Raw genomic sequence first — 25,688 nt, 5'->3', positions numbered from 1 at the left:
ACTGGTCTGGTGCACGACAATCCGTCAACTATCCCGGGTCCCCGACGGCTTCTGCCAGCGATTCGCCTCGCGTCGCCCGACCAATATTGGTCTCCACCAGTGATGCCGATCGCCCCGGGGCCCGGCACGGGTCGGCCCCGGTCTCCGAGCGCCCGCGCAATAGGCTGGCCGGGTGGACGACCTCACCGAAGCCGCCATGACCCTGCGCGCGCTGCCGCCCTCCTGCGGGCCGGTACGCCTGGTCGCGGTCGACGGCCACGCCGGTTCCGGCAAGAGCACCTTCGCCACGCGGCTCGCCGCCGCGCTCGGCGGGGCGCCCGTACTGCGACTGGACGACCTGGCCACGCACGAGGCGTTCTTCGACTGGACGGAGCGGCTCGCCGAGGATGTGCTCGGACCGCTCTCACGTGGGGCTTCCGCGCGGTACGCGCCGTACGACTGGACCCTGCGGCGCTTCCGCGCGCCCCGCCCGCTGCCCCCCGCGCCGGTCGTGCTGATCGAGGGGGTGGGCGCGGGCCGGGCGGCGGTACGGCCGTGGCTGGCGAGGCTGCTGTGGATGGACCGGGGCGCCGAGGAGTCCTGGCACCGGGGCCGTGAGCGCGACGGATCGGCCCTCTCGGCCTTCTGGGACGGCTGGACGCGGGCCGAGACGAGCCATTTCGCGGCTGATCCGTCGCGGCCGTACGCCGATGTGCTGGTACGGGAGTGGCAGGAGGGGTACAAGTGGCTGCCCGTAACTCCTGTGACCGCACCGCAGGACCGCCCTGTCACCCACGGTGAGCGACCCTTTCCTCCGTACTGAGCAGTCGGAAATCAGCCCCGAAGGGGCCTCAACTCGGCTTGACCAAGGGGTGGGACAGGTCTTACGTTCTCAATGTGCGGCTTTTCGGAGCTGCCCAGACGCGAAGCCCCCGGTTGTTCCCCCGTGATCGGGGGCTTCGTTCTGCCCTCTTCGCCACCTCCCCGGCACCGCCTCCCACCCAGCGATCACCCTGGGTCACCGGTGCGGGCGGGACGGCTGCGCCCTTAGTCGCGCACCCTCTGCGCAGGTACGATGCATCTTGGTGGGGTCAATTCCCGTCCACGACAAGGTGGTTCAGCACGCTCTGCCGACGGGCGCCCGCCCGGCGGGACATCACGGGGTCATGGTTTGTGGGGGGCCTGATGGACATCGGCACGCAGGGCGCTGGAGCCCCGGCCGATCTCGCGTGGGTGCGTGGTGTGGATGCTTACACGATGGGGGCGTATCCACAGGCGGAGGAGGAGTTCCGGGAGGCCGTACGGCTCGATCCCGGGATGGCGGACGGCTGGCTCGGGCTGCACGCGCTGCGGGTCGACACCACGACCGCGCTGCTGCACATGTACCGCCACCGTGACCGCTTCGGCGAACAGCGCTCCCGCCACCGCCGTACGCTCAACTCCTGGTACTGGCTGGGCTGGTGGGTGCAGCCCGTACTGGAGAGCCGGCGCGATCTGCTGCTCGCGCACGCCTCGCACTGGCTCGACGGCCGGCATGTGCCCGAGCTGGACCGGGCGCTCGCCGGACTGCCGCCCGTGGACGCCGATCCGCATGTGCGCTTCCTGCACGCCTGCCGCGCCTACCTGGTCAAGGACTGGGACCAGTTGGTGCGCCACACCGAATCCCTGGTCAACGACCCGCTGCTGGGCATCGAGGCGGGTCTCTTCGGCGGGATGGCGCGCGTCCGGCTGGAGATGTACGGACAGGCCGAGCCCCTGCTCTCGACCTCGCTGATGCGCTGCCGCAGCGAGCAGCCGCAGCGCAAGGAGCTGCGCTACTGGCTGGCCCGCGCGCACGAGGGGACCGGCCGCAGCGCCGCCGCCCTGCCGCTGTACCGGGCCGTGCACCGGATCGATCCCACCTTCATGGACACCGCGGCCCGGCTCGCCGCGATCACGGACTCCGACGGGTACGACGGGGCGGACGACCCGGCCGGTCTCGCCTCGGTCGCGCTGGCCGGCTTCGGCCAGGACACGGTGGACGGGCAGGCCGAGGGCGAGTATCCGCAGGGGCCCGACCCGCGGCCGGGCGTCGACGCGCAGTCCCCGTACGGGGTGGGTGTGCCGCCGGACCCCGTCGACCCGACGGAGGGGATACGGGAGAAGGCACGCGTACCCGCCCAGGCCGCTCCCCCGCAGTTCCCCGACCGTCCGACGGATCCGGTGCTGCTCGCCGAGGCGCTCGCCGAGCTGGAGCGGATGGTCGGTCTGGAACCGGTCAAGCGGCAGGTCAAGGCGTTGTCCGCGCAGCTCAACATGGCGCGGTTACGGGCCGGCCAGGGGCTGCCCGTCCAGCCGCCGAAACGGCACTTCGTCTTCTCCGGCCCCTCGGGCACCGGGAAGACGACCGTGGCACGCATCCTCGGCCGGGTCTTCTACGCGCTCGGGCTGCTCGGCGGCGACCATCTGGTGGAGGCCCAACGGGCCGATCTGGTGGGCGAGTTCCTGGGCCAGACGGCGGTGAAGGCGAATGAGCTGATCGACTCGGCGATCGGTGGGGTGCTCTTCGTCGACGAGGCGTACAGCCTCGCCAACTCCGGCTACAGCAAGGGCGACGCGTACGGCGACGAGGCCCTTCAGGTGCTGCTGAAGCGCGCCGAGGACAACCGGAACCAGCTCGTGGTGATACTGGCCGGCTATCCGGAGGGCATGGACCGGCTGCTCGCCACCAACCCCGGGCTCTCGTCGCGCTTCACGACGCGCGTCGACTTCCCCAGCTACCGCCCCCTCGAACTCACCGCGATCGGCGAGGTGCTGGCCGCCGAGAACGACGACGTGTGGGACGAGGAGTCACTGGACGAGCTGCGCAGCATCAGCGGCCATGTGGTCGACCAGGGCTGGATCGACGAGCTGGGGAACGGCCGCTTCCTGCGCACGCTGTACGAGAAGAGCTGCGCGTACCGCGATCTGCGGCTCTCCGGCTACAGCGGCACCCCGGGCCGCGACGATCTGGCCACGCTGCGGCTGCCGGATCTGATGCAGGCGTACGGCGAGGTGCTGTCGGGCCGGGGACCGGTGAACCGGGGCCCCCAGGAACCGCCGGGGCTGTAGGGCGTGTCCGGCCAGGTCCCGGTACTCAACCGGGACCTCGGCCCCGGGAACCCGGGACCTGGGCGGATCTACTGTGCGGATCTGCCGTCGCGACCGGCGCTGCTCCCGCGCGTACCGGGAGGGCCCGGGGCGACCGGAAGCAATGGGGGAACACAGTGGAATTCAGTGTGCTCGGTCCGGTGCGGGTGACTTCGACGGGGCGGGAGATCCCTGTCCCCGGCCGGAAGCAGCGGACGATGCTCGCCGCCCTGCTGCTGGCGGGCGGGCGGCCCCTGTCCGACGACCGTCTCACGGCGGTGATGTGGGGAGGGCGCGCCCCGGCCACGGTCGGCGCGCAGCTCTGCACGTACGCCTCCCGGCTGCGGACCCGGCTCGGGCCTGCCGCCGAACTGCGCAGGGTGGGGAGCAGCTACCGGCTCGGGGTCATCGACGGATTCGTGGACGCGGCCGAGTTCGACCGGCTCGCCCGCGCCGGGCACGAGGCGCTGCGCGCGGGCCGGCCGGAAGTGGCGGCGCCGCTCCTGCGCTCCGCGCTGGGGCTCTGGCGCGGGCCCGCTCTCGACGGCGTCACCCAGCAGCTGAGGGACGCCGAGGTGCCCCAGCTGGACGAGGCGCGGACCTCGGCGCTGGAGAGCCGGATCGAGGCCGAGCTGGCTCTCGGTGAGCACCGCGGGCTCGTCCCCGAACTCACCGGTCTGGTCGCCCGGTACCCCCTGCGGGAGCGGCTGCGCGCCCAGTGGATGACGGCCCTCTACCGGTGCGAGCGGCAGGCGGAGGCGCTGGCCGCCTACCAGGAGGGCCGCCGGATCCTCGTCGAGGAACTGGGGGTCGATCCCGGGCCCGCGCTGACCGCCGCCCACCACGCCGTGCTTCAGGGGCGCCTCGGCCTGAACGCTGTCTGACCGGACTCCGGCGGCCACTCCGGGTAGGGGAAGGACTGGAAGTCCACGTCGAGCCGCGCGGGGTCGCGCGGGAGCCAGTGCGCGGCCAGTTTCCGTATCGTCGCCCGGGGCAGGGGCGGGTTGACGTTCTGCTGGTCGGGATCGGCGGTGAGCTGCACCGCGCAGCCGAAGGCGTTGAGCGGGGCGATCTCGGCCCAGCGGCCCGGTGAGATGCCGAGGAACATCATCGCGCGGAGGGTCACGTGCCAGACCGGGTAGCCGCCGGGCGGATCGCCGGTCATCACATGGGGTTTCCCGGTGCGCGGGTCGAAGAGGACGCCCTGGCCGAACCAGCCGAAGGCCTGGGCCAGCCGGTGGTCGTGCCGGCGGTAGACGGCGTCGATCACTTCGAGCTGGACGCGCGAGATCACGGACAGGGGTTCCTTCAGTGGTGTCGCCCAGTCGGTGAAGTCGCGGGGATAGTCGGGCGAGTTGACCATGCCGAGCCAGGTACGCAGGAGTGTGACGTCCCAGCCCGTGCCGAGGACCGCGATCAGCGCCTGGAAGGCCTCGGTGAACTCCTGCGTCGGGTGGTGGAGGGTGGCTTCGTCGAGCAGGTACCAGAACTCGTTGGCCCGCCGGTCGCCGAGCATGCCCGGGACCGGCGGGAGGCCGTCGCCTCCCCGGCCCGCCGCTGCCGCCGCTGCCGGAAGGGTGCCCGCCGCTCCCAGCGCCCCGGCCGCGCCGACGCCGAGCGCCGTCCGCAGGATCCGCCGTCGTCCCCGGGCGGGCATCAGCTCATCCCTTCCGGCAGCCAGAACGACTGGAAGTCCTGGTCGAGGCGCTCGACGCTGCGGGGCAGCCAGGAGGCGGCCAGCCGCGCCACGGTCTCGCGCGGCAGAGGCGGATTGACCTTGTCCTGGGCCGGTTTGGCGACGGTCTGCAGGGCCCAGGCCCAGCCGAGGGCGCGTGCGGACAGCTCCCAGCGGCGCGGTTCGATGTCCAGCAGCATCATGGCGCGCAGGACGACGTACCAGGTGTGGTAGGCGCGCGGGGGCTCGTCCCCGACGGTGTTCATGGTGTGGACGAGATACGGGGCGTGGCCGCGCGGGTCGAAGAGCACTCCTTCGCCGAACCAGCCGTAGGCCCTGACCAGTTCGTGGTGGCGATTGCCGTAGTAGGTGTCGGCGACGTCGAGCTGGACGCGCGAGAGCAGTTCGAGCGGTTCTCTGATCGGCTCGACGAACGCCGTGAAGTTGGCCGGGTAGTCGGGCAGCTTGACGAGTTCCCACCACTTCTCGCGCAGGGTGCGTTCGAAGGGCGGGCCCGTGTAGGCGCTGATGGCCGCGTAGGCGTCCGTCACCTCCTGCGAGGCGCTGTAGTAGGTCTTCTCGTCGTACACGTGCCAGAACTCGTTGGCCCTGCGGTCGCCCCGCATGGCGGGCACATCGGGGAGCCCGGGGTCCGGCCGGCCTGGTGGGGCCGCGGCGGCGGACGGGGCGCCTGCCGCCACCAGCCCGAGTGCGGCGGCGCCGCCCAGTGAGCTCCGGAGGAGCAGTCGTCGGTTGACCTCTGTCGGCACAGTGGGCCGCCCTTCTCCTGAAGACACGCTTTCCGTCGTGGTCAGGAGCGTAGGAAGGGCGGCTATACGCCTTCCGGTCGTTCCGCTGTGCGGTTTTCTATACGTCTCTCCCCTTGCCCGGGTGGCGGGGTCAGCCTTCGACGGGCCGGCGCGGCGCGGCCGAGACCAGCCCCGTCTCGTAGGCGGCGATGACCAGTTGGGCACGGTCACGGCTGTCGAGCTTGGTCAGCAGATGGCTCACATGGGTCTTCACGGTCGCCACGCTCAGCCGCAGCCGTACGGAGATCTCCGCGTTCGACAGTCCCCGCGCGACAAGGGTGAGGACTTCACGCTCCCGGTCGGTGACCCCGTCGAGCCGCCGGGGCGGCCGGTGGACGGGCTCGGGGCCGCTGACGAACTCGGTGATCAGCCGGCGGGTCACGGACGGCGCCAGCAGCCCTTCGCCGGCGGCGACCACGCTGATGCCGGTGAGCAGGTCGGCGGGCGGTACGTCCTTCAGCAGGAATCCGCTGGCCCCGGCGCGCAGCGCGGCGTAGACGTAACTGTCGAGGTCGAACATGGTCAGCATGAGGACCCGTACGCCCGCGGTCCCGGGTGCCCCGCAGATCCGCCGGGTCGCCTCGATGCCGTCCATCTCCGGCATCCGGACATCCATGAGGACGACATCGGGGCGTTCCTCGCGGGCGATATCGACCGCCTGGGCGCCCGTGGCCGCCTCGCCGACGACGGTGAAGCCGGGTTCGTTGTCGACCAGGACCCGGAAGCTGCCGCGCAGCAGCGCCTGGTCGTCGGCGACCAGTACGCGAACCGGTTCGCTCATACCGTCACTCCGCCCGGCCTCGGGGACGGTTCACGGGGAATCCTGGCGGAGACGGCGAAGCCGCCGTCGGCGCGTGCCCCGGCGCTGAAGGCGCCGCCGTACATGGCGACCCGTTCGCGCATGCCGATCAGGCCGTGCCCGCCGCCCGCGGGGGTGCCGGGTGGCATCGGTCCGCCCCGGGTGGCGCGTCCGTCGTCGGTCACGTCGATCCGTACCTCGTGGGCGGTCGTCTCGACGAGGACGTGGCAGTGTGCCGGGGCCGCGTGCCGGGCGGCGTTGGTCAGGGCCTCCTGCACGATGCGGTAGACGGTGAGTCCCATTGCCTCGGGCAGCCGGTCCGTGCCGGTCACCTCCATGTCCACGCGCAGCCCGGCCAGTTCGGCACGCTCGGCGAGTCCGGAGAGTCCTTCGGGGCCGGGTGAGGGACCGAGGTCGGCGGGGGTGCCTGCGCCGTACTCGTCGGAGCGCAGGACGCCGAGCAGATGCCGCATCTCGGTCAGGGCGTCCCTGCTGGTGGTCTCGATGACGCGCAGCGCGTCGGGGACCTCCTCGGGGCGGGTGTTCACCACGTGGTTGGCCACCGCGGCCTTGACCGCGATGACGCCGAGACTGTGGGCGACGATGTCGTGCAGTTCACGGGCGATGCGCAGCCGCTCGCCCGCCGCCGCGCGCGCGGTGAGCTGGTCGGCGGCGCGGACGGCGTAGGCGCGGCGTTCCCGTACGGCGCTGCCGAGCGCCCAGACACCCGCGATCAGGGTCCAGCCGATCAGGAGCGGTCCTGGTCCGTTCAGCCACCAGTAGGCGGAGGTGGTGTCGGGCTTCGCCGCGATCAGTCCGGCGAGGCCGAGCAGCCCGGCCGTGGCGAGGGGCACCCAGTTCCGTACGGGCCTGGCGAGGGCGACCGGGTAGAGGGCGAACGCGACGACGATGAAGGGGTCTTCCACGATGCCGATCAGCAGGGACGCCGACGACGCCGTGAGGACGACCGCCAGGACGGTCAGGGGCCAGAGTCTCCGTACCGTGAGCGGCAGTCCCGAGGCCACGATCAGCGCGTCCGCCACCCAGCCGGGCAGGTCGTGGCGGAGCGGCGCGGGCGGCTGTCCCGCGTGGCGCAGCAGTATGAGCAGGGCCACATAGCCGATGGCCAGCAGGGCGTCCACGGCGAGCAGTTGACGATATGTCAGGTTTCGGGTGTAGAGGGAGCGGGGTTCCGCACGAGACATCCACCGACCCTAACGGCATCTCCACGGCCCCGCCTCCGTCCACGGAACGTCATCCCCGGGTCGGATTCCCGGCCCCGTACTACGCTCACTCCACCCGGGAGAACCGGCGGGTCGCCGCGGCCAGGGCCGCCAGCGCCAGCAGCGCGACCAGACCAACCTCCAGCGGGACCGGCGGGGTCCATCCCCACCACTGCGGACTCGTCCCGCCCCCGCCCACCGTCGCCGCGTCCCCCGGGAGCGTACGGCGCAGCGCGTCGACCGCGTAGGTCATGGGGTTGAGCGTCACCGCCGTACCGAGCCAGCCCGGCAGACCTCCGGCGGGGAACATGGCGCCCGACAGGAAGAAGAGCGGCATCATGCACATGCTCACGGCCACCTGGAAGGTCTCCGGCCGCCGGATGCAGACGGCGGCGACCACGCCCAGCGAGGTGAAGGCGAACGAGATCAGGGCCAGTTCGAGCAGCACCAGCAGGAGTTGGGGGTTGTACGGGACGTCGGCGACCCCGGCGAGCAGCAGAACCAGCAGGCCGTACGCCGCACCCGATGTGGCACCGCCGAGACAGATCCCGACCAGGATGGCGCTGCGCCGGACGGGGGCGACCAGCATCTGCCGGAGGTATCCGGAGCGGCGGTCCCAGACGATGGAGGCGCCGACGGCGATGGCGGGCGCCTGGACTGACATCAGCAGGACGCCGGGGAAGAGGAAGGCGCGGAAGTCGCTCAGGGTCTCCTCCTCCATCGCCGCGTTCAGCCCGGTTCCGAGGATGAGCAGGAACATCAGCGGGGTGAGCAGGCTCATGGCGATCCGCACCCGGTTCCGGCTGAACCGGATCGTCTCGCGCCGCCAGAGGACGGAGACGGTCCGCAGGTCCCGGGCCGGGCCTCCGCCGGCGCCGGGCGGCGCTGGCGGTCCCGGTGCGCCGGACTGCGCGGGGGCCGGCCGGTCTCCGGCCGCCGTCGCGGTGCCGTGGGTCGTGATGTCGGCCATGGGCCGTTACCTCCTCGGTCCGAAGGCGGCCGGTCCGGTGGTGGCGTTGTCGGCCTCCCGGATGGTGCGGCCTGTGTAGTGGAGGAACGCGTCGTCCAGCGAGGGCGGGGTGACGGTCACCGAGTGGACGGGGACGGACAGTTCGGCGCAGAGCCGGGGGACGAAGGCGGCGCCGTCGGGGGCCCTGAGGCGTACCCCGTCCGGGCCCGTGTCGGTGTCCAGGCCGAACCGCTCGCGCACGGCACGGGCCGCGGCCTCGTCGTCACCGGTGCGCAGGGTCACCAGATCCGCGCCGACGACCGCCTTGAGTCCTGCGGGGTCGCCCTCGACGACCAGTTCGCCGTTGTCCATGATGGCGATCCGGTCGCAGTGCTCGGCCTCTTCCAGGTGATGGGTCGTCAGGAAGACGGTGATGTCCTGCTCGCGCCTCAGCCGGTGCAGATGGTCCCAGATCGCGACGCGGGTCTGCGGGTCCAGGCCCGTGGTGGGTTCGTCCAGGAACAGCACGCGCGGGGTGTGGAGCAGCCCTCGTGCGATCTCCAGCCGGCGTCGCATCCCGCCGGAGAAGGTCCGTACGGGGCTGTCCGCGCGGTGGGCGAGTTCCACGAGTTCGAGCAGGTCGCCGATGGTCTTCCGGGCCCGCGCGCGGGGGATGCCGAACAGCTCGGCCTGGAACCGCAGGTTCTCCCTGGCGGTCAGTTCGCCGTCGAGCGTGGATTCCTGGAAGACCAGTCCGATCCTGGCGCGCACCTCGGCGGGTTCCTTCGCCACGTCGTGACCGGCGACCCGTGCCTCGCCCGCGGAGGGCCTGAGCAGGGTGCAGAGCATGCCGATGGTGGTGCTCTTGCCCGCCCCGTTGGGGCCGAGGAAGCCGTACATCTCCCCGGCCGGCACGGTCAGGTCCAGGTCGACGACCGCCTCACTCGTCCCGTACGTCTTGCGCAGGCCCCGGGTCAGGACCGCGGCTTCGCCGCCCGCCGCCGCGCTCACCGGGGCCGCCCGGCGGGGCAGCGGACGCTGACCATCGTGTGGTAGAGCGAGGTGTCCCCGGGCTCGCCGACCGCGCCGCCCTCCGCCTCGACCCACGCGTGGGCCCGGAACGGCTGGGTGCGGATGCCGGTGCACCAGTCGGGCCACCGGCCGCGCAGCCGGCACAGCAGCACCGTGGCAACCGACCGCTGGAGGCAGCCCTGCCCGGCGCAGCGCGCGCTGACCGATACGACGGCGGTCCGCGCGGCGAGCGCCTGCGCCGCCGTGGCGGGCCGGGTGCCGCGCGCCGTCACCTCCAGGAAACGGCGCAGCCGTTTGGGGGGCATACGTACCAGGGCCCGTGCCGCGACGACCGCGCAGCGGGCCGTGATGTGCCGGTGCCAGACCAGCGGCGACCGGCTCTCCGAGACCACGGGCATGCTCATGCGCGTACCACCAGCCGGGCTTCGGCCAACGCGCCCAGCAGCGCCCGGACATCGGACCCGACGCGCTCCGCGCGGTCCGCGCGCCCGGCGGCCAGGGCCTCGGTGGTCTCCTCGGGCGACCTGCCTTCGAGTGCCAGCCGCAGTACGGCGGCGCCGGTCCGGTTGAGCTGCCAGTAGCGGCCGTCGCGCTGGTCGAGCAGGACCGCGCCGTCCTCGACGTCCTTGACCACGACATCGGGCTGAAGCCGGTACGTCATCGGACTCCTCCTGCCGGTGCGGGGATGTGCGGGGTGGAACTGGGGGAACGCAGCCAGGTCTCGCAGGACAGGGTGGTCTCGAACGGGCCGAGGCCGCGGACGTCGGGCACGGGACTGAGCAGCGCGGTGCGCAGGGCGTCGGCGTCGACCAGGCCCCGGTCGGCGAGGCGCAGATCCGCGCAGAGCCCGGCGAGCCGCTCGCGGTTGCGGTAGAGGCCCTCGTACGCCTCCCTGCCGAACGAGCCCTTGTCGCGGCGGTCGAGCACCGCGTCGGGCACCGTGCCCCGCATGGACGCCACGAGCACCGGCTTGTACTTCCCCGGTACGACGCGGTCCCTGACCCGCACCGAGAGCGCGGCCTCCAGTACCCGGTCGTCGAGGAACGGGGCCTCGAACTCGACCCCGTAGGGCCGTAGCGCACGGCTGAGCTGGCGAGCCCCGTGCCCGCTCTGGACCACGACCTCGACGGTCTGGTGCTGCACCCGGTCGCGGTCCAGCGGTGGCGGTTGTGCCGCCGCCGCCTCGCGGAGCCTGCGCCGTACGGACTCGACCGCGTCACGCGTCACCCAGGGGGGCATCCGCGGGTCGCCGCGGCCCCAGCTCACGGGCGGGTGGAACCGGGGCGGCTGCGGGGCGTCGAGCTGCCGGGCCGCCAGGTCCAGCGAGTGCGCGAACGAGGTGCGGTCGGCGACGCTGCGCACCGTCGTGGCCAGGCTCCATCGGTTGACCGCGCCGAACCGGTGGGCCATCCGGATGCCGAGCAGCGGATTTCGGCGGATCAGCGACCAGGCGAACAGCGGGGCGACGCCGAACAGTTCGTCGCCGCCGAGCCCGATGAGATGGACCGCAGCGCCGTCGCCGGCGGCGTCCTGTGCCAGCTGTTCCATGTGCGCGCGGTTGCGGCTGAACAGGAGCGGGCCCTCCACGTCGTCGCGGCCGGCGGCCCGCCGCGCCTGCGCGTCGTACCAGTCGGGCGCGTCCTTCGTCTCGACGAACCGGTGTCTGGCGGAGGGCAGGGACGCGGCGGCGATGCGGGCCCACTCGGTGTCGGCGTTGGCCTCGTCCCTGGGCTTCCAGTGGTTGGTGACCAGGGGGATGTCCGAGGCGGCGGCCAGGAAACAGAGGCTCGTGGAGTCGAGCCCTCCGGAGAGGTCGGCGCTGAGGACGTCCTGGCCGTTGGCGCGGGCCGCGACGGAGCCGGCCAGCGCGTCGCGTATCGTCCCGGCCGCATCCGAGAGAGGAACGTCGGCGGTCGGCGGCGACCACCAGTGCCTGGAGCGGTGGGTGCCGTCCGGCAGGACCTCCAGCCAGTGGCCGACGCCCAGGGACTCGACGCCCTGCCAGAGCGGACGGGACGTCAGCGGGTGCGGGATCGGCTGGAGCAGCTGAAGGGCCAGGGCGTCGTCGTCGATGCGCGCACCGGTCAGCGTGACGAGGCCGGCGGGACTGTCCGCCGCTACCGTCACGCCGTGGACCGTGGTGTGGAAGACCTGGCGGGCGGTGGACAGGGATCCCTGCGTACGGGTCCGTCCGTCGAAGGAGGCCGCCAGATGGAAACTGCCCGGCAGACTCCGCGCCAGGGCGTCGAGACCGTCCGGCGTACTCGCCCCGCGCAGCGCCCTGGTGGCGGCCCCGGCGTCGGCGCGGGTGTGCCCAAGCAGCGCGAGCGACCGGGTCCCGGACGTGATGAGGGTGCACTGCCCGTCGTCCCAGTCCCCCACCAGCCAGGGGCGGCCCGACGCGTGCGGGACGACGCGGAGGCCGGGGCGTGCGGTGGCCCGGACGACGGGCTCGGCGGACCGGCAGTCAGGAAGGATCAGAAACTCCATGTGCCCTTCTCCGGAGTACGGACTCCCCCGCGGTGGACGGGGAGTGGCGGGAGCGGGAAGAGCGGCGGTGCGGACCCGTGTGTCACGGTGGGTCCGCACCGCCGCCTCAGCCGCGTGGAACCGATCGCGCGGCCGGGTGCCGCACGCTCAGCAGAACCAGGCGTCTCCGGTGAAGACGTCCTGGCAGTCCGCGGGGCCGAGCCCCAGCGTCAGCTCCTCGAAGTCACCGACCTCGACGAGCAGCGGCGGCTCGTAGATCTCCTCATGTGCGGTCATGTCCCACCATCCTTGGTGTCGCGGGTGTTGGGAGCGGTCTCCCGCAGGGCGGGTCACCGCTCCCCCGAGCGCCCTCAACGTAGGCGGCCCGCGGTCCCGGGCTCCTGGGCACGAGGTCCCGTCCGCGTCCCGCGCCCGGTGGCCGTCAGGCGTCGCGCCGCCTGATGGCCACGAGGCCCGCGAGCACCGACAGCACGGTCCAGGCCAGCAGCACCAGCAGTCCGCTCCAGGGGCCGAGCACGGTGTCGTCCGGCGGCGTCGTACGCAGGACGATCCCGCCGGCGGCGTCGGGCAGGAACTGCGCGACCGTCTTCACCTTCGGCAGGTTGTTCAGGATCTCCGACACGATGAAGAACAGCGGGACCAGAATGCCCAGCGTCAGCGAGGGGCTGCGCAGGACCGTCGCCAGCCCCATGGAGAAGGCGCAGAGCAGCGTCATGTAGATGACCGAGCCCACGATCGCGCGGAGCGCCCCGTCGTCGGTCACGGACACGTTGAGCCGGCTGCCGATCGCCGCCTGCGCGGTGAAGAACGTGACCACCACCACGACGACGGAGACGCCCAGCGCGAGCGCCGTACCGGTCAGCACCTTCGCCGCGTAGAAGAGCCCGCGCCGGGGCACCGCGGCGAGCGAGGCACGGATGGTGCCCGTCGTGTACTCGGTGCTGACCATGAGCACACCGAAGACGACGAGGGCGATCATGCTGAGCCGCAGCCCGTTGAAACCCGAGCCGATCGGGTCGAAGGACGCCTTGCCCTCCGCGCTCATGTCGTCGTACGCGCCCCTCAGGAAGACCCCGAAGAGCAGCGCGATCGCGACGCTGAGGAGAAGGCAGAGGACCCAGCTCCACACCAGTTGGCGCAGGGTGCGGACCTTGGTCCATTCGAAGGCGACGGCCGCCCGCGCGGATGCCGTACTCACCGGGACTCCTCCTCGGCCAGGGGCGCCGGGGTCCCGCTGTCCGCCCGGAACTCCACCGCGTCCGCCGTCAGTCGCATGAACGCCTCCTCCAGTGAGGCCGTCTGGGGGCTGACCTCGTGAACGACCACCCCGTTCGCGGCGATCAGCTCGCCCACCGTCTCCAGGGAGACCCCGGATGCCTCCAGCGTCCCGTCGGGTCCCTCCCCCGTCATGACGCCCGCCGTGGCGAGTACGTCCCTCATCCGCTCCCGCTCGGGGGTGCGGATCCTGATGTACGAACGGGAGTTGCGCGCGATGAAGGTCTCCACGTCGGTGTCGGCGAGCAGCCGGCCCCGCCCGATGACGATCAGATGCTCGGCGGTCAGCGCCATCTCGCTCATCAGATGGCTGGAGACGAAGACCGTGCGGCCCTCGGCCGCGAGCCGCTTCATGAGCCCCCGGATCCACAGGATGCCCTCCGGATCAAGGCCGTTGACCGGTTCGTCGAGGAGCAGGACGGAAGGATCGCCGAGCAGCGCCGCCGCGACGCCGAGGCGCTGCGCCATGCCCAGCGAGAAGCCGCCCGTCCGCTTGTCCGCCGCGTCGTCCAGCCCTGTCATGCCGATGACCTCACGCACCCGGGCGCGTGGGATGCGGTTGCTGCGCGCGAGCCCGAGCAGATGCCCGTACGCCGTCCGGCTGCCGTGCAGCCCTCTGGCCTCCAGCAGCGCGCCGACGGAGCACAGCGGCCGGGGGATGTCCCGGTAGGGCCGGCCGTCGATGAGGGCCCGGCCGGAGGTGGGCCGGTCCAGGCCGAGCAGGCTGCGCATGGTGGTGGACTTGCCGGCGCCGTTGGGCCCGAGGAATCCGGTCACGTGCCCGGGTCCGACCCGGAAGCTCAGACCGTCGACGGCGACCGTGTCCCCGTAACGTTTCGTCAGTTCTTCAACCTCGATCATGTCCGTCACGCTCTCGTGGAGCGCGTGACGGCACATCGGGCCGGAGAATGTCATCCCCGGGACCGAGGCCGCCCGGCGGCACCGCCCGGCGGAGCGGGGCGGGCCCCGGGAACGCGAAACGGCGGCGGAGGGAAGACCTCCGCCGCCGTTCGGCTCCGCCGGACCGTCAGCAGGCCCAGGCACCGCCGCCGAAGATGTCCTCGCACGCGCTGTCCCAGCCCAGGGTCAGCTCGGCGAAGTCACCGAGCTCGACCAGAGCGGGGGTCTCGTATTCGTCATGATCGGCCATCTGAGGTCACCGTCCCATTCGGATGTGCTGGTGAGGCGGTGTCCGGCCCACCGGCCGGACACCGCCCCCGGTCCCCGCCACCGTAGGAGGCCCGTGGTCCCGGGTTCCTGGGTCACCGCACCCTTCCGGGTCCCGGCCGCCGGGGTTCAGCCGCCGAGGCCCGCGTCACGCGCCCGTACGGCCGCCTCCGCCCGGTCGCTGACCTGCAACTTGGCGAAGATATGGGACACATGGTTGCGCACCGTCTTCTCGGAGAGCACCAACTCCCGGGCGATACGCCGGTTGTTGAACCCCCTCGCGAGGAGGTCGAGCACCTCCCGTTCGCGGTCGGTGAGATGGGGAAAGGCGGCGCGGCTCGGCAGCTCGTGCACCGCCGAGAAGTAGGCACCGAGCCGGGCCGCCACCGCCGGGCTGAACACGGCTCCCCCGACCGCGACGGTGCGTACGGCCCGTATCAGCTCCTCCCGTGGCGCCCCCTTGACCAGATAGCCGTAGGCACCGGCGCGCAGCGCCGAGACCACCGCGTCGTCGTCCGCCGCCACCGACATCACCAGGATGCGGGGCACGGCGGCCCCCGGCGGGAAGCCGTCGACGATCGTCCGGGTCGCCTCGGTGCCCGAGCACCCCGGGAGCTGCATGTCCATCAGGACGATGTCCGCGGTGACCTTCCTGCCCAGCAGCGCCTGAACGGCCTCCTCGCCCGTGGCGGCCTCTCCGACGACCTCCAGGCCGTCGTTGTCCGCCAGCGCGATCCGGACACCGGCCCGGAACATCGGATGGTCGTCCACGAGGAACACCCGGACGTTCATACCGGGTTCCGGGGAAGGAGCACATGCACGAGCGTCCCCGAAGGACCCCGGGGGTGCGGCAGCAGCAGACAGCGGCCCCCGACCTCCTCGGCGCGCTGCGCCATCGAGTTCAGCCCGACCCTGCGGCCACCCGTCGCGTGGCCGGGTGGCAGGCCGATGCCGTCGTCCAGCACCTGGAGGACGAGACGGTCCCCGTGGACGTCCAGGGAGACGATGACGGTGCCGGCCGCGGCGTGCCGGATGACGTTCGTCAGCGCTTCGGAGGCGATCCGGTAGGCGGCCAGTTCCGTGGTGTAGCCGGGCCGCCGGTACGTGCCCGGCTCCGGCAGAACGCAGTCGACGCGCAGCGTGGTCTCCGTGCCGACCCGGTCCACCAGGTTCCGCAGCGCGCTCGGCAGGCCCACGTCGTCGAGGTCCGGGGGCCGCAGATCGTCGATGATGCGCCGCACGTCGTCCATGGTGCGCGAGGCCTCGTCGGCGGCGTCCAGGATCAGGCGGCGGGCCGACGACTCGTGGACGGCCCCCGCCGCGGTGTCCAGACGGAGCCGGATCCCGGCGAGGCTCGGACCGAGACCGTCGTGCAGATCACGTCGTATCCGGTGGCGTTCCTGCTCACGGACGGCCACCAACTGCTCGGTGAACCGCACCCGTGGGAACGCCGCCGCCCTCGGCCGCCGCCCGAGCCGCTGTCTGGCGGCCCAGACGAGCAGCGGCGCGAGGGCGGAGAGGCTGCCGATGGCCACGGAGAGGCCGAGAGCCTTGGGCCACGGCAGCACCAGGAGGAGAAAGAGAAGGAAGACGACCGTCAGGGACACCCAGCCGCGAAGTGACCACCTCATCCCAGCCCGCCGATGGCCGGACAGCGCCCGTACGAAGACGGTACGCGCGGACTTCCCCCACTCGTCTTGCACATTCCACTCGTGTCACACAATTTGGTCAGGTCGTGTTTCGTTCTGTCACGCATGCCCCGTTGATTCAGCATGTGTTTGAACATACGAGGAGTTGACCCGTTGATGGGGGCCGAAAACCGGCCGTCCGCGACCTGCCGGAGGGACCGGTTTCGGCCCCTCCGGCGGTGGCGGGCTCAGCGCGCGAGAGCCTGCCCGGCCTGGTCGGTGCGCTGGTGGCCCGGCCGTGTCAGCTGCCGGTGGGACGGGTCGCGTACCTCGCCGACGAGCATTTCCAGTACGTCCTCCAGGGCGACGAGGCCCAGCACCCGGCCGGTCGCGTCGGCGACCTGGGCGAGGTGGGTGGCGGCCCGGCGCATGACGGTGAGGGCGTCGTCCAGCGGCAGTTCGGCCCGCAGGGTGGTCATCGGCCGCCAGACGTGCTGCGGTACGGCGCGCTCCCTGTCCTCCAGATCGAGGACGTCCTTGACATGCAGGTAGCCCATGAAGACCCCCGCGCTGTCGGCGCAGACCGGGAAGCGGGAGAAACCGGTGCGCACCGTCAGCTCCTCGATCTCGCGGGGCGTGACGGAGGGTGTGACGGTCACCAGCCCGGCCCGGGTGAGCAGAACGTCGGTGACCGGCCGGGAGCCGAGCTCCAGGGCGTCCCCCAGCCGCTCCCGCTCCTCCGGTTCGAGGAGGCCGGCGTCACCGGAGTCCGCCACGAGACGGTTGAGCTGCTCGCTGGTGAAGACGGCCTCCACCTCGTCCTTGGGCTCGACGCCGAAGGCCCGCAGGACCAGCGTGGCGCAGGCGCCGAGGGCCGCGGTGACGGGGCGGCAGAGACGGGCGAAGCCGACGAGACCGGGGCTGAACCAGATCGCGGTCTTCTCCGGCGCCGCCATGGCGAGGTTCTTCGGCACCATCTCGCCGATGACGAGGTGCAGGAAGACGACCAGGGCGAGGGCGATGAAGAAGCCCAGCGGATGGATGAGGCCCTCGGGCACATGAGCCGCGTGGAAGAGCGGTTCGAGGAGATGGGCCACGGTGGGCTCGGCGACCGCGCCGAGCGTCAGGGAGCAGATGGTGATGCCGAACTGCGCGGCGGCCATCATCTGCGGCAGATTCTCCAGACCGTGCAGCACCTGTCTGGCGCGTGCCGATCCCGCGGCGGCCAGGGGTTCGATCTGGCTGCGCCGTACGGAGACGAGCGCGAACTCGGCTCCTACGAAGAACCCGTTGGCCAGGACGAGCAGGACGGCGAAGAGGAGTTGGAGGACGCTCACCGGGCCGCCTCCGCCGTGGCCGTGGCGGGCGCGGTGGTGGACGCGGACGTCGGCGTCTCCGCCGGCGGCTGTGTCGGTGGGGGCGCCGTGGCCGGTGCGGTCGCCGTGGCCCTGACCGTGATCCTGTCCGGCGCCTGCCGCGCGGCCTGTACGACGGCCGATGCCGGGACGTCGCCGGTGCGCACCAGCCGGACACGCTCGGCCCGGTAGCGCCCGACCTGCCGGACCGAGAGTCGCCAGCCGGGCAGCTCCGCGCGGTCGCCGGGGGCGGGGATACGGCCCAGCAGATCGGCGACCAGACCGGCCACCGTCTCGTACGGCCCGTCCGGGACCTCAAGTCCTATCCGCCGGAGGGTGAGGACCCGGCAGCTGCCCTCGGCGTCCCAGGTGGGGCGCCCGTCGTCGGTGGTGACGGCGGCGAGTTCGGGCCGCCCGTCGCCCTCGCTGTCGTGCTCGTCCAGGACCTCGCCGACCAGTTCCTCGACGATGTCCTCAAGGGTGACGACCCCGGCCGTACCGCCGTACTCGTCGACGACCACGGCGATCGGCTGCTCGCTGCGCAGCCGCTCCAGCAGCTGCCGGACCGGCAGTGTCTCGGGCACGAGCTGGGCCGGCACGGAGATCCGGCCGACCGGCGCGCGTCCCCGCTCGTGCGCGGGGACGGCCAGCGCGTCCTTGAGGTGGGCCATGCCGACGATCTCGTCGATGCGCTCCCGGTAGACGGGGAAGCGCGACAGGCCGGTGGCGCGGGTCAGGTTGAGCACGTCGGCCGCGGTGGCGTCCGACTGGAGGGCTATGACCTTCACCCGGGGGGTCATCACGTGCTGGGCCGTGAGATGCCCGAGGGACAGGGTCCGTACGAACAGGTCGGCCGTGTCCTGTTCGAGGGCGCCGGCCAGCGCGGAGTGTCTGGCCAGCGAGACCAGCTCACCGGGTGTACGGGCCGAGGCCAGTTCCTCGGTCGGCTCGACGCCGAGCAGCCGCACCAGCCGGTTGGCCACCGTGTTGAGCAGGGTGATGACGGGCCGGAAGACGGTGGCGAACAGATGCTGCGGGCCGGCGACGAAGCGGGCGACCTGCAACGGCCGGGAGACCGCCCAGTTCTTCGGTACGAGTTCTCCGATGACCATCTGGACGGCGGAGGCGAGAAGCACTCCGGTCACCACGGCGACCCCGGACACGGCCCCTTCGGGGAGACCGGTCGCGGTGAGAGGGCCGTCGAGCAGCTGGGCGAGCGCGGGCTCGGCCAGCATGCCGACGACGAGTGAGGTGATGGTGATGCCGAGCTGGGTGCCGGAGAGCTGGAACGACAGCTCCCGCAGGGCCCGGACGACGGCGCGGGCGCGGCGGTCGCCCGCGGCGGCGGCACGTTCGGCGTCCGGCCGGTCCACGGTCACGAGACCGAACTCGGCCGCCACGAAGAACCCGTTGGCGAGGATGAGAAGGAATGCCGCGGTGAGCAGCAGCAGGGGGATGGTCATGCCGCCGCCTCTTCGAAGGCGGCGGCGCATGTACTACCGGATGATCCGTCCATTGCTGGAGGGAGTCACTCCTCGGGTCGCAGGATGCCCCGCGGGCCGGTACTCACGGCCGTCGGATGCGGGGCGGGGCGCACCTGGCGCCGCCGCCCCCAGCGTAGCCACTGGGACCGGCACCGCAATGTTCACGCGGGACCTGCATCCGTGGCCGTGTCCGTGCCGGCGTCGGTCGTGGTCTCCGTACGGGCGTCGCCGGCACCGGCACCGGGCGTCGTGTCCGTGCCGGTGCCGTGCGACTCGGCCAGGGCGCGCAGGGTCCGCGCGTCGCGTACGGCCTTCTGCCTCGCGACACCCGGCTGGATGCCGAGCACGGGCATGCTGGTGCCGTCGCTCAGGTCGAGGAAGACCCACGGGTCGCCCACCCGGAGGTTGACGCGCAGGATCTCCGCCCACTCCAGCCGCCGGACGCGGGTGAGATTGACGACGGTGACGCCCGTGTCGTCGGCGACGACCTTGGGGCGGCTCAGCAGGCACAGCACACCGAAGAAGATCAGTCCCACGAAGATGAAGCTGACACGCTCGGCCGGGTTCAGCTTCTCCAGCAGCAGGGACATCGCGGTGATGACGAGGAGCATGACCGTCCCGACGGACAGCAGGACGGCCCTGGTGACGTTCGGGCGGAGCGTCACGGGGAGCGCCGGCAGGTCGGGGGGCGTGGGGCGGGGGGCCGGCACGGGCATCGGAGATGAGTCCTTCACAGGCGGCAGGCGTGGATGGCCGTGGTGAGGATGGCGCGGGCACCCAGCTCGTACAGATCGTCCATGATCCGCTGCGCCTCGGCGGCCGGGACCATCGCGCGGACGGCGACCCAGCCCTCGTTGTGCAGCGGGGAGACGGTGGGCGACTCCAGGCCGGGCGTGAGGGCGACGGCGCGCTCCAGGTGCTCGGCGCGGCAGTCGTAGTCCATCATCACGTACGAGCGGGCGACCAGGACGCCCTGGAGGCGGCGCAGGAACTGCTGGACCTTCGGGTCGCCGGCGTCCGCGCCGTTGCGGCGGATGACGACCGCCTCGGACTTCATGATCGGCTCGCCGATGACTTCGAGGCCGGCGTTCCGCATGGACGTGCCGGTCTCCACCACGTCGGCGATGATCTGCGCGACGCCCAGTTCGATCGCGGTCTCGACGGCGCCGTCGAGGTGGACGACGGAGGCGTCGACGCCCTTGTCGGCGAGGTACTTGACGACGACGCCTTCGTAGGAGGTGGCGATCGTCAGCCCGCCGAAGTCGGCGACGGACGTGGCCGCGCCGGGCTTGGCGGCGAAGCGGAAGGTGGAGCGGGCGAAGCCGAGCGGCAGGATCTCCTCGGCGCCCGCGCCCGAGTCGAGCAGCAGGTCACGGCCGGTGATGCCGATGTCGAGACGGCCGGAGCTCACATAGATCGCGATGTCACGCGGGCGCAGGTAGAAGAACTCGACCTCGTTCCCGGGGTCGACCAGGACGAGTTCCTTGGACTCCTTGCGCTGCTGGTAGCCCGCCTCATGGAGCATCTCGGACGCTGCCCCGGAGAGCGAACCCTTGTTGGGGACGGCGATACGCAGCATGAGAGTGGCTTCCTTAACGATGCGTGACAGCGGCGAACGGGGAACGTGAGGTGAACGGCGGGCGGGCGGGATCCGGGCGCGACCGTGCGCCCGGCGCCGTGGAGTTGTGGGAAGTCGTACGTCGGATGAGGGCGGTGCTCACAGATGGGAGTAGACCTCGTCGAGGGAGATCCCGCGCGCGACCATCATCACCTGGACGTGGTAGAGCAGCTGCGAGATCTCCTCGGCGGTGGCTTCGGGCCCCTCGTACTCGGCCGCCATCCACACCTCGGCGGCCTCTTCGACGACCTTCTTACCGATGGCATGCACTCCCTTGTCCACCAGTTCGGCGGTGCGGGAGGTGCTGGGGTCGCCCGTGGCGGCCTTCTGCTGAAGCTCGGCGAAGAGCTCCTCGAACGTCTTCTTCGGCATGGTGCTGCCTAGCGTACGCGGTCGGGCTCAGCCGTCAGCGCCAGGGTTCGGCGAGGGCGCGCAGGGTGGCCGCCGTGGCGACGGCCGCGGTGGCGGCCTCGTGCCCCTTGTCCTCGCGGGAGGACTCAAGTCCCGCCCTGTCCAGGGCCTGCTCCTCGGTGTCGCAGGTCAGCACGCCGAAGCCGACCGGTACGCCGGTGTCGATCGAGACCTGGGTCAGGCCCTGGGTGACGCCCTGGCACACGTAGTCGAAGTGCGGGGTCCCGCCGCGGATGACGACGCCGAGGGCGACGACCGCGTCGTAACCGCGGTCGGCGAGGACCTTGGCGGCGACGGGCAGCTCGAAGCTGCCGGGAACCCTGATCAGGGTCGGCTCGTCGATGCCCAGGTCACGCAGGGCGCCCAGAGCGCCGTCCACGAGTCCGTCCATGACCTGTTCGTGCCACAGGGCCGCGATGACCGCCACCCGCAGGTCGCCGCAGTTGCGGACGGTCAGTTCGGGTGCACCCTTGCCGCTCATGTCTCTCCTGGTGTTCCGGTGTTCCGGTGTGCCGATGTACGCGTGGTGGTCACTGGTTGCCGCAGGCCGAGCCTGCCGCCGGGTCGAGCCAGGGCAGTTCGTGCCCCATCCGGTCCCGCTTGGTGCGCAGATACCGGAGGTTGTGCTCCCCCGCCTGGACGGGCATGGGCACGCGCGCGATCACGTCGAGACCGTGCCGCACCAACGCGTCCACCTTGTCGGGGTTGTTGGTCATCAGCCGCAGGCTGCGCACCCCGAGGTCTTCGAGGATCCGCGCCCCGGCCGCGTAGTCGCGCGCGTCGGCGGGCAGGCCGAGTTCGAGGTTGGCGTCGAGGGTGTCGCGCCCGCGCTCCTGGAGTTCGTACGCGCGCAGCTTGGACAGCAGGCCGATGCCGCGCCCCTCGTGGCCGCGCAGATAGACGACGACGCCCCGGCCGGCCTCGGTGACGCGCTCCATCGATGCCTGGAGCTGGGGGCCGCAGTCGCAGCGCTGGGAGGAGAAGATGTCGCCGGTCAGGCACTCGGAGTGGACCCTGACGACGACGTCGGCGCCGTCGCCGATGTCACCGTGGACGAGGGCGACATGCTCGACGCCGTCGACGGTGGACCGGTAACCGTACGCGGTGAACTCGCCGAAGGCCGTGGGCAGTCGGACCTCGGCCTCGCGGCGCACGGTGGGCTCGGCGGCGAGCCGGTGGGCGATCAGATCCTCGATGGAGATGATCGTCAGGCCGTGCTTGCGCGCGAACGGGATCAGCTCGGGCAGCCGGAGCATCACCCCGTCCTCGCCCGCGATCTCGACGATCGCCCCGGCCGGGCGCAGCCCCGCCAGCCGGGCGAGGTCGACCGCGGCCTCGGTGTGGCCGTTGCGTACGAGCACCCCGCCGGGCTTGGCGCGCAGCGGGAAGACATGGCCGGGCCGGACGAAGTCGGCGGGTCCGGCCGCCTCGCCGGCGGCGAGCAGACGGAGCGTGGTGGCGCGGTCGGCGGCCGAGATGCCGGTCGTGACACCGTGGTCCGGTCCCGCGTCGACGGAGACCGTGAACGCGGTGCGCATCGACTCGGTGTTGTGGTCGACCATCTGCGGCAGTTCGAGCCGGTCCAGCTCCGCGCCCTCCATGGGGGCGCAGATCAGTCCGCGGCACTCGCTCATCATGAAGGCGACGATCTCGGGGGTCGCCTTCTCGGCGGCGATCACGAGGTCGCCCTCGTTCTCGCGGTCCTCGTCGTCGACGACCACGACGGGCCGGCCCGCCGCGATGTCCATGACGGCCCGCTCCACGGGGTCGAGGGCGAAGTCCTCGATGTTGTCGGTGGAGTACCAGGTGGGCTGTGCGGTCATGCTGCCGCTCCTTCCAGAGCCGGGGCGGCCACGCGGGTGCGCAGCCACCAGTCCCGCAGCCCCCACAGGACGAGGCCGAGGTAGACGACGTACACGAGGCCGGAGAAGGCCAGCCCGCTGCTGAAGGCGAGCGGTACTCCGACGAGGTCCACCAGGAGCCAGGCGAACCAGAATTCGACCAGACCGCGCGCCTGCGCGACCATCGCGGCGAGGGTGCCGACGAAGATGTACGCGTCGGGCCACGGGTTCCAGGACAGGTCGGGTACGGCGCTGAAGAGGGCGCCGACGGCGAGGGTGCCCAGCGCCGTACCGCCGAGGAGCAGCCACCGCTCGGGCCAGGTGGCGAACCGTACGGCGATCGTGCCGTCCTGGGCCGTCTGCCGGCCGCGCTGCCACATCCGCCAGCCCCACAACGCCACGCCGATGACGAGGAGTTGCTTGCCGACGCCGCCGCTGAGGTGCGCGGAGGCGTACGCGGCGACGAGGATGGCGCCGGCCAGCAGCTGCGCGGGCCAGGTCAGGATCGAGCGCCGCCAGCCGAGTACGAGGGCGACCAGACCCATCGAGTTGCCGACCATGTCGGACCAGATGATGTGCTGGCCGAAGGCGGTGAACGCCTCCGCGTTCAGCCACGACATGTCCGGCCAGGAGGGCAGGGCGCTCACCGGACCGGTCCCCCCGCCTCGTGGGCACCGGAGGTCATCAGCCGCTCCACGTACTTGGCGATGACGTCGACCTCCAGGTTGACCGGGTCGCCGGGCTCCTTGATGCCGAGGGTGGTCAGCGCGAGGGTGGTGGGGATGAGGCTGATGGTGAAGTAGTCGGGTCCCGCGTCGACCACGGTGAGGCTCACGCCGTCGACGGTGATGGAGCCCTTCTCCACGACGTAGCGGGTGAGGTCGGCGGGGAGTGAGATCTTGACGATCTCCCAGTGCTCGGACTTCTCGCGGTCCACGATCGCGCCGGTGCCGTCGACATGGCCCTGGACGATGTGCCCGCCGAGCCGGTCGCCGACCGCCATGGGCCGCTCCAGGTTGACCCGTGAGCCGGGTACGAGCGCGCCGAGGCCGGAGCGGTTGAGTGTCTCGGCCATGACGTCCGCGGTGAACTCGCCCTCGTCGAGGTCGACCACGGTGAGGCAGACGCCGTTGACGGCGATCGAATCGCCGTGCTTGGCGCCTTCGGTGACGGCGGGGCCGCGCAGACGGAAGCGGGAGGAGTCACCGAGGTTCTCGACGGCGGTGACCCGACCCAGCTCTTCGACGATTCCGGTGAACACTCAGCGCTCCTTGGGGGTGGCGACAGCACCGCTGGTGCTGACGGGTGTGGCGGGTTCGGGCGTCGCGGTGACGCGGAGATCGGGGCCGACGCGTACGGTCTCGGTCATCCGCAGGCGCAACGCCCGCGCGAGGGTGGTGATTCCGGCGTCGCCCAGCGCGGCGGGTCCCGCGCCCAGCAGGACCGGCGCGAGATAGCCGACGACCTTGTCGACGGCGCCGGCGGCGACGAAGGCCCCGGCCAGCGTCGGGCCGCCTTCGAGGAGTACGGAGCGCACGCCGCGCTCGTGCAGAGCGGCGAGCAACGCGGGGACGGACAGGCCGCGTTCGGCGCGCGGCAGCCGCAGGACGTCCACCGGCTCCTCGCCCGGCCCTGCGGCCTTGAGGTGCCGGGTGTCGGCGTCATCGGCGACGGCGATCAGGGTGGGGGCGGCACCGTCCAGGACGCGTGCCCCCGGTCGTACGGCGGTGGCTTCGGTGTCGATGACGACCCGCAGCGGCTGGACGGCGCCGGGGATGCCGCGGACCGCGAGGTGCGGGTCGTCGGCGCGGGCCGTGCCGGAGCCGACGACGACGGCGTCCGCCTCGGCGCGGAGCCGGTGGACGTCGGCGCGGGACTCGGCGGAGGTGATCCAGCGGCTGGTGGTGTCGGCCGCCGCGATCCGGCCGTCGAGGGTGGCGGCGTACTTCCACAGGACGTAGGGGCGGCCGAGCCGTACGGAGGTGAGCCAGGCCGCGTTGCCCGCCTCGGCCTCATCGGCGAGCAGCCCCCGCTCGACGCGGACACCGGCCGCGCGCAGGGTGCCGGCGCCGCCGCCGGCCTGTGGGTTCGGGTCGCCGACCGCGTGGACGACGCGGGCGATACCGGCCTCGATGAGCGCCCGGGAGCACGGGCCGGTGCGGCCCGTGTGGTCGCACGGTTCGAGGGTGACGTAGGCGGTGCCGCCCACGGCCCGGCCACCGGCCGCGCGCAGGGCGTGGATCTCGGCGTGCGGGCCGCCGGCCCGCTGGTGGAATCCCTCGCCGGCGAGTGCTCCGGAGGCGTCGAGGATCACGCATCCGACGACCGGATTGGGGCTGGTGGCGCCGAGCGCGCGGGCGGCGAGCGCGATGGCTCGACGCATGGCGTCCATGTCGGCCGTGGTGGTGGCCACCGGGTCCTCCTGCCTCTGGGGCACGGACTCCGGGGCCTGTCGATGACGACAGAGAAACGGGCGACGCACACGGGAACGCCAAGACCGAGGATACGAATCGTCCGAGGACGATCCGCCGACGGCGGCATACCTGTGACGGCCCGCCGCGCACTGCCTCCCATCCGGACTTTCACCGTCGGTCCAGGAATTTCACCTGGTCAACCGGCCGCTGGAAGCGGTCGGGTCGCGGACTGTAACCGCCGGTTCGGAATTGCACCGACCCCGGAGTGCGCTGCTGCTGGTACGCGACCAGTGTGCCACGTCTGATCGTCGGCCATCCGGGTGGGTTGTGTGCGGTGCCTCACAGAGGGTGGCCGGCGGGAGAGCCGGCGGGCCGTTCCGGATACGTCCCGGGGGCCGGGCGGTCACGGGTCGACACCCTGTCGTCTCCCC

General features: G+C 72.1%; 28 protein-coding genes and 1 riboswitch. Of the genes, 3 read left to right on the top strand and 25 right to left on the bottom strand.

Features of this window, described 5'->3' with window-relative positions; all coding sequences use genetic code 11:
* Positions 1-172 precede the first annotated feature (172 nt).
* The 3 genes from OIE74_RS32540 to OIE74_RS32530 all read left to right on the top strand — a co-directional run bounded on the left by OIE74_RS32540 (position 173) and on the right by OIE74_RS32530 (position 3,971).
* Complete coding sequence (locus tag OIE74_RS32540; RefSeq protein WP_329390046.1) at positions 173-802, top strand: uridine kinase family protein; 630 nt, start codon at positions 173-175, stop codon at positions 800-802.
* A 362-nt stretch (positions 803-1,164) separates the two neighbouring features.
* Complete coding sequence (locus tag OIE74_RS32535) at positions 1,165-3,069, top strand: AAA family ATPase (protein WP_329390044.1); 1,905 nt, start codon at positions 1,165-1,167, stop codon at positions 3,067-3,069.
* A 155-nt stretch (positions 3,070-3,224) separates the two neighbouring features.
* On the top strand, positions 3,225-3,971 hold the full coding sequence (locus OIE74_RS32530) for an AfsR/SARP family transcriptional regulator (protein ID WP_329390042.1): 747 nt from the start codon (positions 3,225-3,227) through the stop codon (positions 3,969-3,971).
* Here OIE74_RS32530 and OIE74_RS32525 read toward each other — a convergent pair.
* The 25 genes from OIE74_RS32525 to ribD form a co-directional block, all read right to left on the bottom strand.
* The gene (locus tag OIE74_RS32525) at positions 3,941-4,744 is read right to left on the bottom strand and encodes a hypothetical protein (protein ID WP_329390040.1); all 804 of its coding nucleotides are present in this window, start codon (positions 4,742-4,744) and stop codon (positions 3,941-3,943) included. The two genes, OIE74_RS32530 and OIE74_RS32525, sit on opposite strands and share 31 nt — an antisense overlap.
* The gene (locus tag OIE74_RS32520) at positions 4,744-5,532 is read right to left on the bottom strand and encodes a hypothetical protein (protein ID WP_329390039.1); all 789 of its coding nucleotides are present in this window, start codon (positions 5,530-5,532) and stop codon (positions 4,744-4,746) included. The genes OIE74_RS32525 and OIE74_RS32520 overlap by 1 nt, the downstream gene beginning before the upstream one ends.
* Before the next feature lie 130 nt (positions 5,533-5,662).
* On the bottom strand, positions 5,663-6,352 hold the full coding sequence (locus OIE74_RS32515) for a response regulator transcription factor (RefSeq protein WP_329390037.1): 690 nt from the start codon (positions 6,350-6,352) through the stop codon (positions 5,663-5,665).
* The gene (locus OIE74_RS32510; protein WP_329390034.1) at positions 6,349-7,575 is read right to left on the bottom strand and encodes a sensor histidine kinase; all 1,227 of its coding nucleotides are present in this window, start codon (positions 7,573-7,575) and stop codon (positions 6,349-6,351) included. The genes OIE74_RS32515 and OIE74_RS32510 overlap by 4 nt, the downstream gene beginning before the upstream one ends.
* Before the next feature lie 85 nt (positions 7,576-7,660).
* The gene (locus OIE74_RS32505; protein WP_329390032.1) at positions 7,661-8,563 is read right to left on the bottom strand and encodes an ABC transporter permease; all 903 of its coding nucleotides are present in this window, start codon (positions 8,561-8,563) and stop codon (positions 7,661-7,663) included.
* Between the two features lie 6 nt (positions 8,564-8,569).
* Positions 8,570-9,553, bottom strand: coding sequence for an ATP-binding cassette domain-containing protein (locus OIE74_RS32500; RefSeq protein ID WP_329390030.1), 984 nt, complete (start codon positions 9,551-9,553; stop codon positions 8,570-8,572).
* The gene (locus OIE74_RS32495) at positions 9,550-9,978 is read right to left on the bottom strand and encodes a lasso peptide biosynthesis B2 protein (RefSeq protein WP_329390028.1); all 429 of its coding nucleotides are present in this window, start codon (positions 9,976-9,978) and stop codon (positions 9,550-9,552) included. Before OIE74_RS32495 ends, OIE74_RS32500 begins: the two co-directional genes overlap by 4 nt.
* Complete coding sequence (locus tag OIE74_RS32490; RefSeq protein ID WP_329390026.1) at positions 9,975-10,235, bottom strand: lasso peptide biosynthesis PqqD family chaperone; 261 nt, start codon at positions 10,233-10,235, stop codon at positions 9,975-9,977. Before OIE74_RS32490 ends, OIE74_RS32495 begins: the two co-directional genes overlap by 4 nt.
* Positions 10,232-12,064, bottom strand: a complete 1,833-nt coding sequence (locus tag OIE74_RS32485) for an asparagine synthase-related protein (protein ID WP_329390024.1) — start codon at positions 12,062-12,064, stop codon at positions 10,232-10,234. Before OIE74_RS32485 ends, OIE74_RS32490 begins: the two co-directional genes overlap by 4 nt.
* Before the next feature lie 147 nt (positions 12,065-12,211).
* The gene (locus OIE74_RS32480; protein WP_329390022.1) at positions 12,212-12,340 is read right to left on the bottom strand and encodes a lasso RiPP family leader peptide-containing protein; all 129 of its coding nucleotides are present in this window, start codon (positions 12,338-12,340) and stop codon (positions 12,212-12,214) included.
* Between the two features lie 145 nt (positions 12,341-12,485).
* Positions 12,486-13,262: an ABC transporter permease subunit gene (locus tag OIE74_RS32475; RefSeq protein ID WP_329390020.1), complete on the bottom strand. Its 777-nt coding sequence runs from the start codon at positions 13,260-13,262 to the stop codon at positions 12,486-12,488.
* The gene (locus OIE74_RS32470) at positions 13,259-14,200 is read right to left on the bottom strand and encodes an ABC transporter ATP-binding protein (protein ID WP_329390018.1); all 942 of its coding nucleotides are present in this window, start codon (positions 14,198-14,200) and stop codon (positions 13,259-13,261) included. The genes OIE74_RS32475 and OIE74_RS32470 overlap by 4 nt, the downstream gene beginning before the upstream one ends.
* A gap of 166 nt (positions 14,201-14,366) precedes the next feature.
* Positions 14,367-14,489 carry a lasso RiPP family leader peptide-containing protein gene (locus OIE74_RS32465; protein ID WP_329390016.1) on the bottom strand — a complete coding sequence of 41 codons (123 nt, stop codon included), beginning with the start codon at positions 14,487-14,489 and terminating at the stop codon, positions 14,367-14,369.
* Between the two features lie 146 nt (positions 14,490-14,635).
* Entirely contained in the window at positions 14,636-15,298 is a 663-nt protein-coding gene (locus tag OIE74_RS32460; protein ID WP_329390014.1) for a response regulator transcription factor, read from the bottom strand.
* Positions 15,295-16,137, bottom strand: coding sequence for a sensor histidine kinase (locus OIE74_RS32455; RefSeq protein WP_329390013.1), 843 nt, complete (start codon positions 16,135-16,137; stop codon positions 15,295-15,297). The genes OIE74_RS32460 and OIE74_RS32455 overlap by 4 nt, the downstream gene beginning before the upstream one ends.
* 245 nt (positions 16,138-16,382) lie before the next feature.
* Complete coding sequence (locus OIE74_RS32450) at positions 16,383-17,471, bottom strand: hemolysin family protein (RefSeq protein WP_329390010.1); 1,089 nt, start codon at positions 17,469-17,471, stop codon at positions 16,383-16,385.
* Positions 17,468-18,952 carry a hemolysin family protein gene (locus OIE74_RS32445; protein ID WP_329390008.1) on the bottom strand — a complete coding sequence of 495 codons (1,485 nt, stop codon included), beginning with the start codon at positions 18,950-18,952 and terminating at the stop codon, positions 17,468-17,470. The genes OIE74_RS32450 and OIE74_RS32445 overlap by 4 nt, the downstream gene beginning before the upstream one ends.
* A 182-nt stretch (positions 18,953-19,134) precedes the next feature.
* Positions 19,135-19,683, bottom strand: a complete 549-nt coding sequence (locus tag OIE74_RS32440) for a PH domain-containing protein (protein WP_329392529.1) — start codon at positions 19,681-19,683, stop codon at positions 19,135-19,137.
* A 20-nt stretch (positions 19,684-19,703) separates the two neighbouring features.
* Positions 19,704-20,552: an ATP phosphoribosyltransferase gene (gene hisG / locus OIE74_RS32435; protein WP_329390006.1), complete on the bottom strand. Its 849-nt coding sequence runs from the start codon at positions 20,550-20,552 to the stop codon at positions 19,704-19,706.
* A gap of 138 nt (positions 20,553-20,690) precedes the next feature.
* Positions 20,691-20,963 carry a phosphoribosyl-ATP diphosphatase gene (locus tag OIE74_RS32430; RefSeq protein WP_329390004.1) on the bottom strand — a complete coding sequence of 91 codons (273 nt, stop codon included), beginning with the start codon at positions 20,961-20,963 and terminating at the stop codon, positions 20,691-20,693.
* A gap of 34 nt (positions 20,964-20,997) precedes the next feature.
* Positions 20,998-21,483, bottom strand: coding sequence for a 6,7-dimethyl-8-ribityllumazine synthase (gene ribH, locus OIE74_RS32425; RefSeq protein WP_329390002.1), 486 nt, complete (start codon positions 21,481-21,483; stop codon positions 20,998-21,000).
* A gap of 49 nt (positions 21,484-21,532) precedes the next feature.
* On the bottom strand, positions 21,533-22,825 hold the full coding sequence (locus OIE74_RS32420; protein ID WP_329390000.1) for a bifunctional 3,4-dihydroxy-2-butanone-4-phosphate synthase/GTP cyclohydrolase II: 1,293 nt from the start codon (positions 22,823-22,825) through the stop codon (positions 21,533-21,535).
* On the bottom strand, positions 22,822-23,463 hold the full coding sequence (locus OIE74_RS32415) for a nicotinamide mononucleotide transporter family protein (protein ID WP_329392528.1): 642 nt from the start codon (positions 23,461-23,463) through the stop codon (positions 22,822-22,824). Before OIE74_RS32415 ends, OIE74_RS32420 begins: the two co-directional genes overlap by 4 nt.
* Positions 23,464-23,486: 23 nt before the next feature.
* Complete coding sequence (locus tag OIE74_RS32410) at positions 23,487-24,104, bottom strand: riboflavin synthase (protein WP_329389998.1); 618 nt, start codon at positions 24,102-24,104, stop codon at positions 23,487-23,489.
* Positions 24,105-25,235, bottom strand: a complete 1,131-nt coding sequence (gene ribD / locus OIE74_RS32405; protein ID WP_329392527.1) for a bifunctional diaminohydroxyphosphoribosylaminopyrimidine deaminase/5-amino-6-(5-phosphoribosylamino)uracil reductase RibD — start codon at positions 25,233-25,235, stop codon at positions 24,105-24,107. It lies immediately after the preceding gene.
* Between the two features lie 164 nt (positions 25,236-25,399).
* Positions 25,400-25,530, bottom strand: a riboswitch (FMN riboswitch).
* Positions 25,531-25,688 lie beyond the last annotated feature (158 nt).

It is taken from the genome of Streptomyces sp. NBC_01716 (assembly GCF_036248275.1).
In the GTDB taxonomy this organism is placed as follows: Bacteria; Actinomycetota; Actinomycetes; order Streptomycetales; family Streptomycetaceae; genus Streptomyces.
The sequence above is the reverse complement of the archived record's forward strand: the minus strand, read 5'-3'. Positions and strand labels throughout refer to the sequence as shown.

Bases quoted from the DNA above. Each gene is read 5' to 3' on its own strand.
- OIE74_RS32445 (WP_329390008.1), bottom strand. From the start codon at position 18,952: ATGACCATCCCCCTGCTGCTGCTCACCGCGGCATTCCTTCTCATCCTC.
- ribD (WP_329392527.1), bottom strand. From the start codon at position 25,235: ATGGACGCCATGCGTCGAGCCATCGCGCTCGCCGCCCGCGCGCTCGGC.
- OIE74_RS32455 (WP_329390013.1), bottom strand. From the start codon at position 16,137: ATGAGGTGGTCACTTCGCGGCTGGGTGTCCCTGACGGTCGTCTTCCTT.
- OIE74_RS32510 (WP_329390034.1), bottom strand. From the start codon at position 7,575: ATGTCTCGTGCGGAACCCCGCTCCCTCTACACCCGAAACCTGACATAT.
- ribH (WP_329390002.1), bottom strand. From the start codon at position 21,483: ATGAGCGGCAAGGGTGCACCCGAACTGACCGTCCGCAACTGCGGCGAC.
- OIE74_RS32535 (WP_329390044.1), top strand. From the start codon at position 1,165: ATGGACATCGGCACGCAGGGCGCTGGAGCCCCGGCCGATCTCGCGTGG.
- OIE74_RS32470 (WP_329390018.1), bottom strand. From the start codon at position 14,200: ATGATCGAGGTTGAAGAACTGACGAAACGTTACGGGGACACGGTCGCC.
- OIE74_RS32505 (WP_329390032.1), bottom strand. From the start codon at position 8,563: ATGGCCGACATCACGACCCACGGCACCGCGACGGCGGCCGGAGACCGG.
- OIE74_RS32495 (WP_329390028.1), bottom strand. From the start codon at position 9,978: ATGAGCATGCCCGTGGTCTCGGAGAGCCGGTCGCCGCTGGTCTGGCAC.
- OIE74_RS32490 (WP_329390026.1), bottom strand. From the start codon at position 10,235: ATGACGTACCGGCTTCAGCCCGATGTCGTGGTCAAGGACGTCGAGGAC.
- OIE74_RS32525 (WP_329390040.1), bottom strand. From the start codon at position 4,744: ATGCCCGCCCGGGGACGACGGCGGATCCTGCGGACGGCGCTCGGCGTC.
- OIE74_RS32430 (WP_329390004.1), bottom strand. From the start codon at position 20,963: ATGCCGAAGAAGACGTTCGAGGAGCTCTTCGCCGAGCTTCAGCAGAAG.
- OIE74_RS32460 (WP_329390014.1), bottom strand. From the start codon at position 15,298: ATGAACGTCCGGGTGTTCCTCGTGGACGACCATCCGATGTTCCGGGCC.
- OIE74_RS32415 (WP_329392528.1), bottom strand. From the start codon at position 23,463: ATGTCGTGGCTGAACGCGGAGGCGTTCACCGCCTTCGGCCAGCACATC.
- OIE74_RS32485 (WP_329390024.1), bottom strand. From the start codon at position 12,064: ATGGAGTTTCTGATCCTTCCTGACTGCCGGTCCGCCGAGCCCGTCGTC.
- OIE74_RS32420 (WP_329390000.1), bottom strand. From the start codon at position 22,825: ATGACCGCACAGCCCACCTGGTACTCCACCGACAACATCGAGGACTTC.
- OIE74_RS32465 (WP_329390016.1), bottom strand. From the start codon at position 14,489: ATGGCCGATCATGACGAATACGAGACCCCCGCTCTGGTCGAGCTCGGT.
- hisG (WP_329390006.1), bottom strand. From the start codon at position 20,552: ATGCTGCGTATCGCCGTCCCCAACAAGGGTTCGCTCTCCGGGGCAGCG.
- OIE74_RS32515 (WP_329390037.1), bottom strand. From the start codon at position 6,352: ATGAGCGAACCGGTTCGCGTACTGGTCGCCGACGACCAGGCGCTGCTG.
- OIE74_RS32480 (WP_329390022.1), bottom strand. From the start codon at position 12,340: ATGACCGCACATGAGGAGATCTACGAGCCGCCGCTGCTCGTCGAGGTC.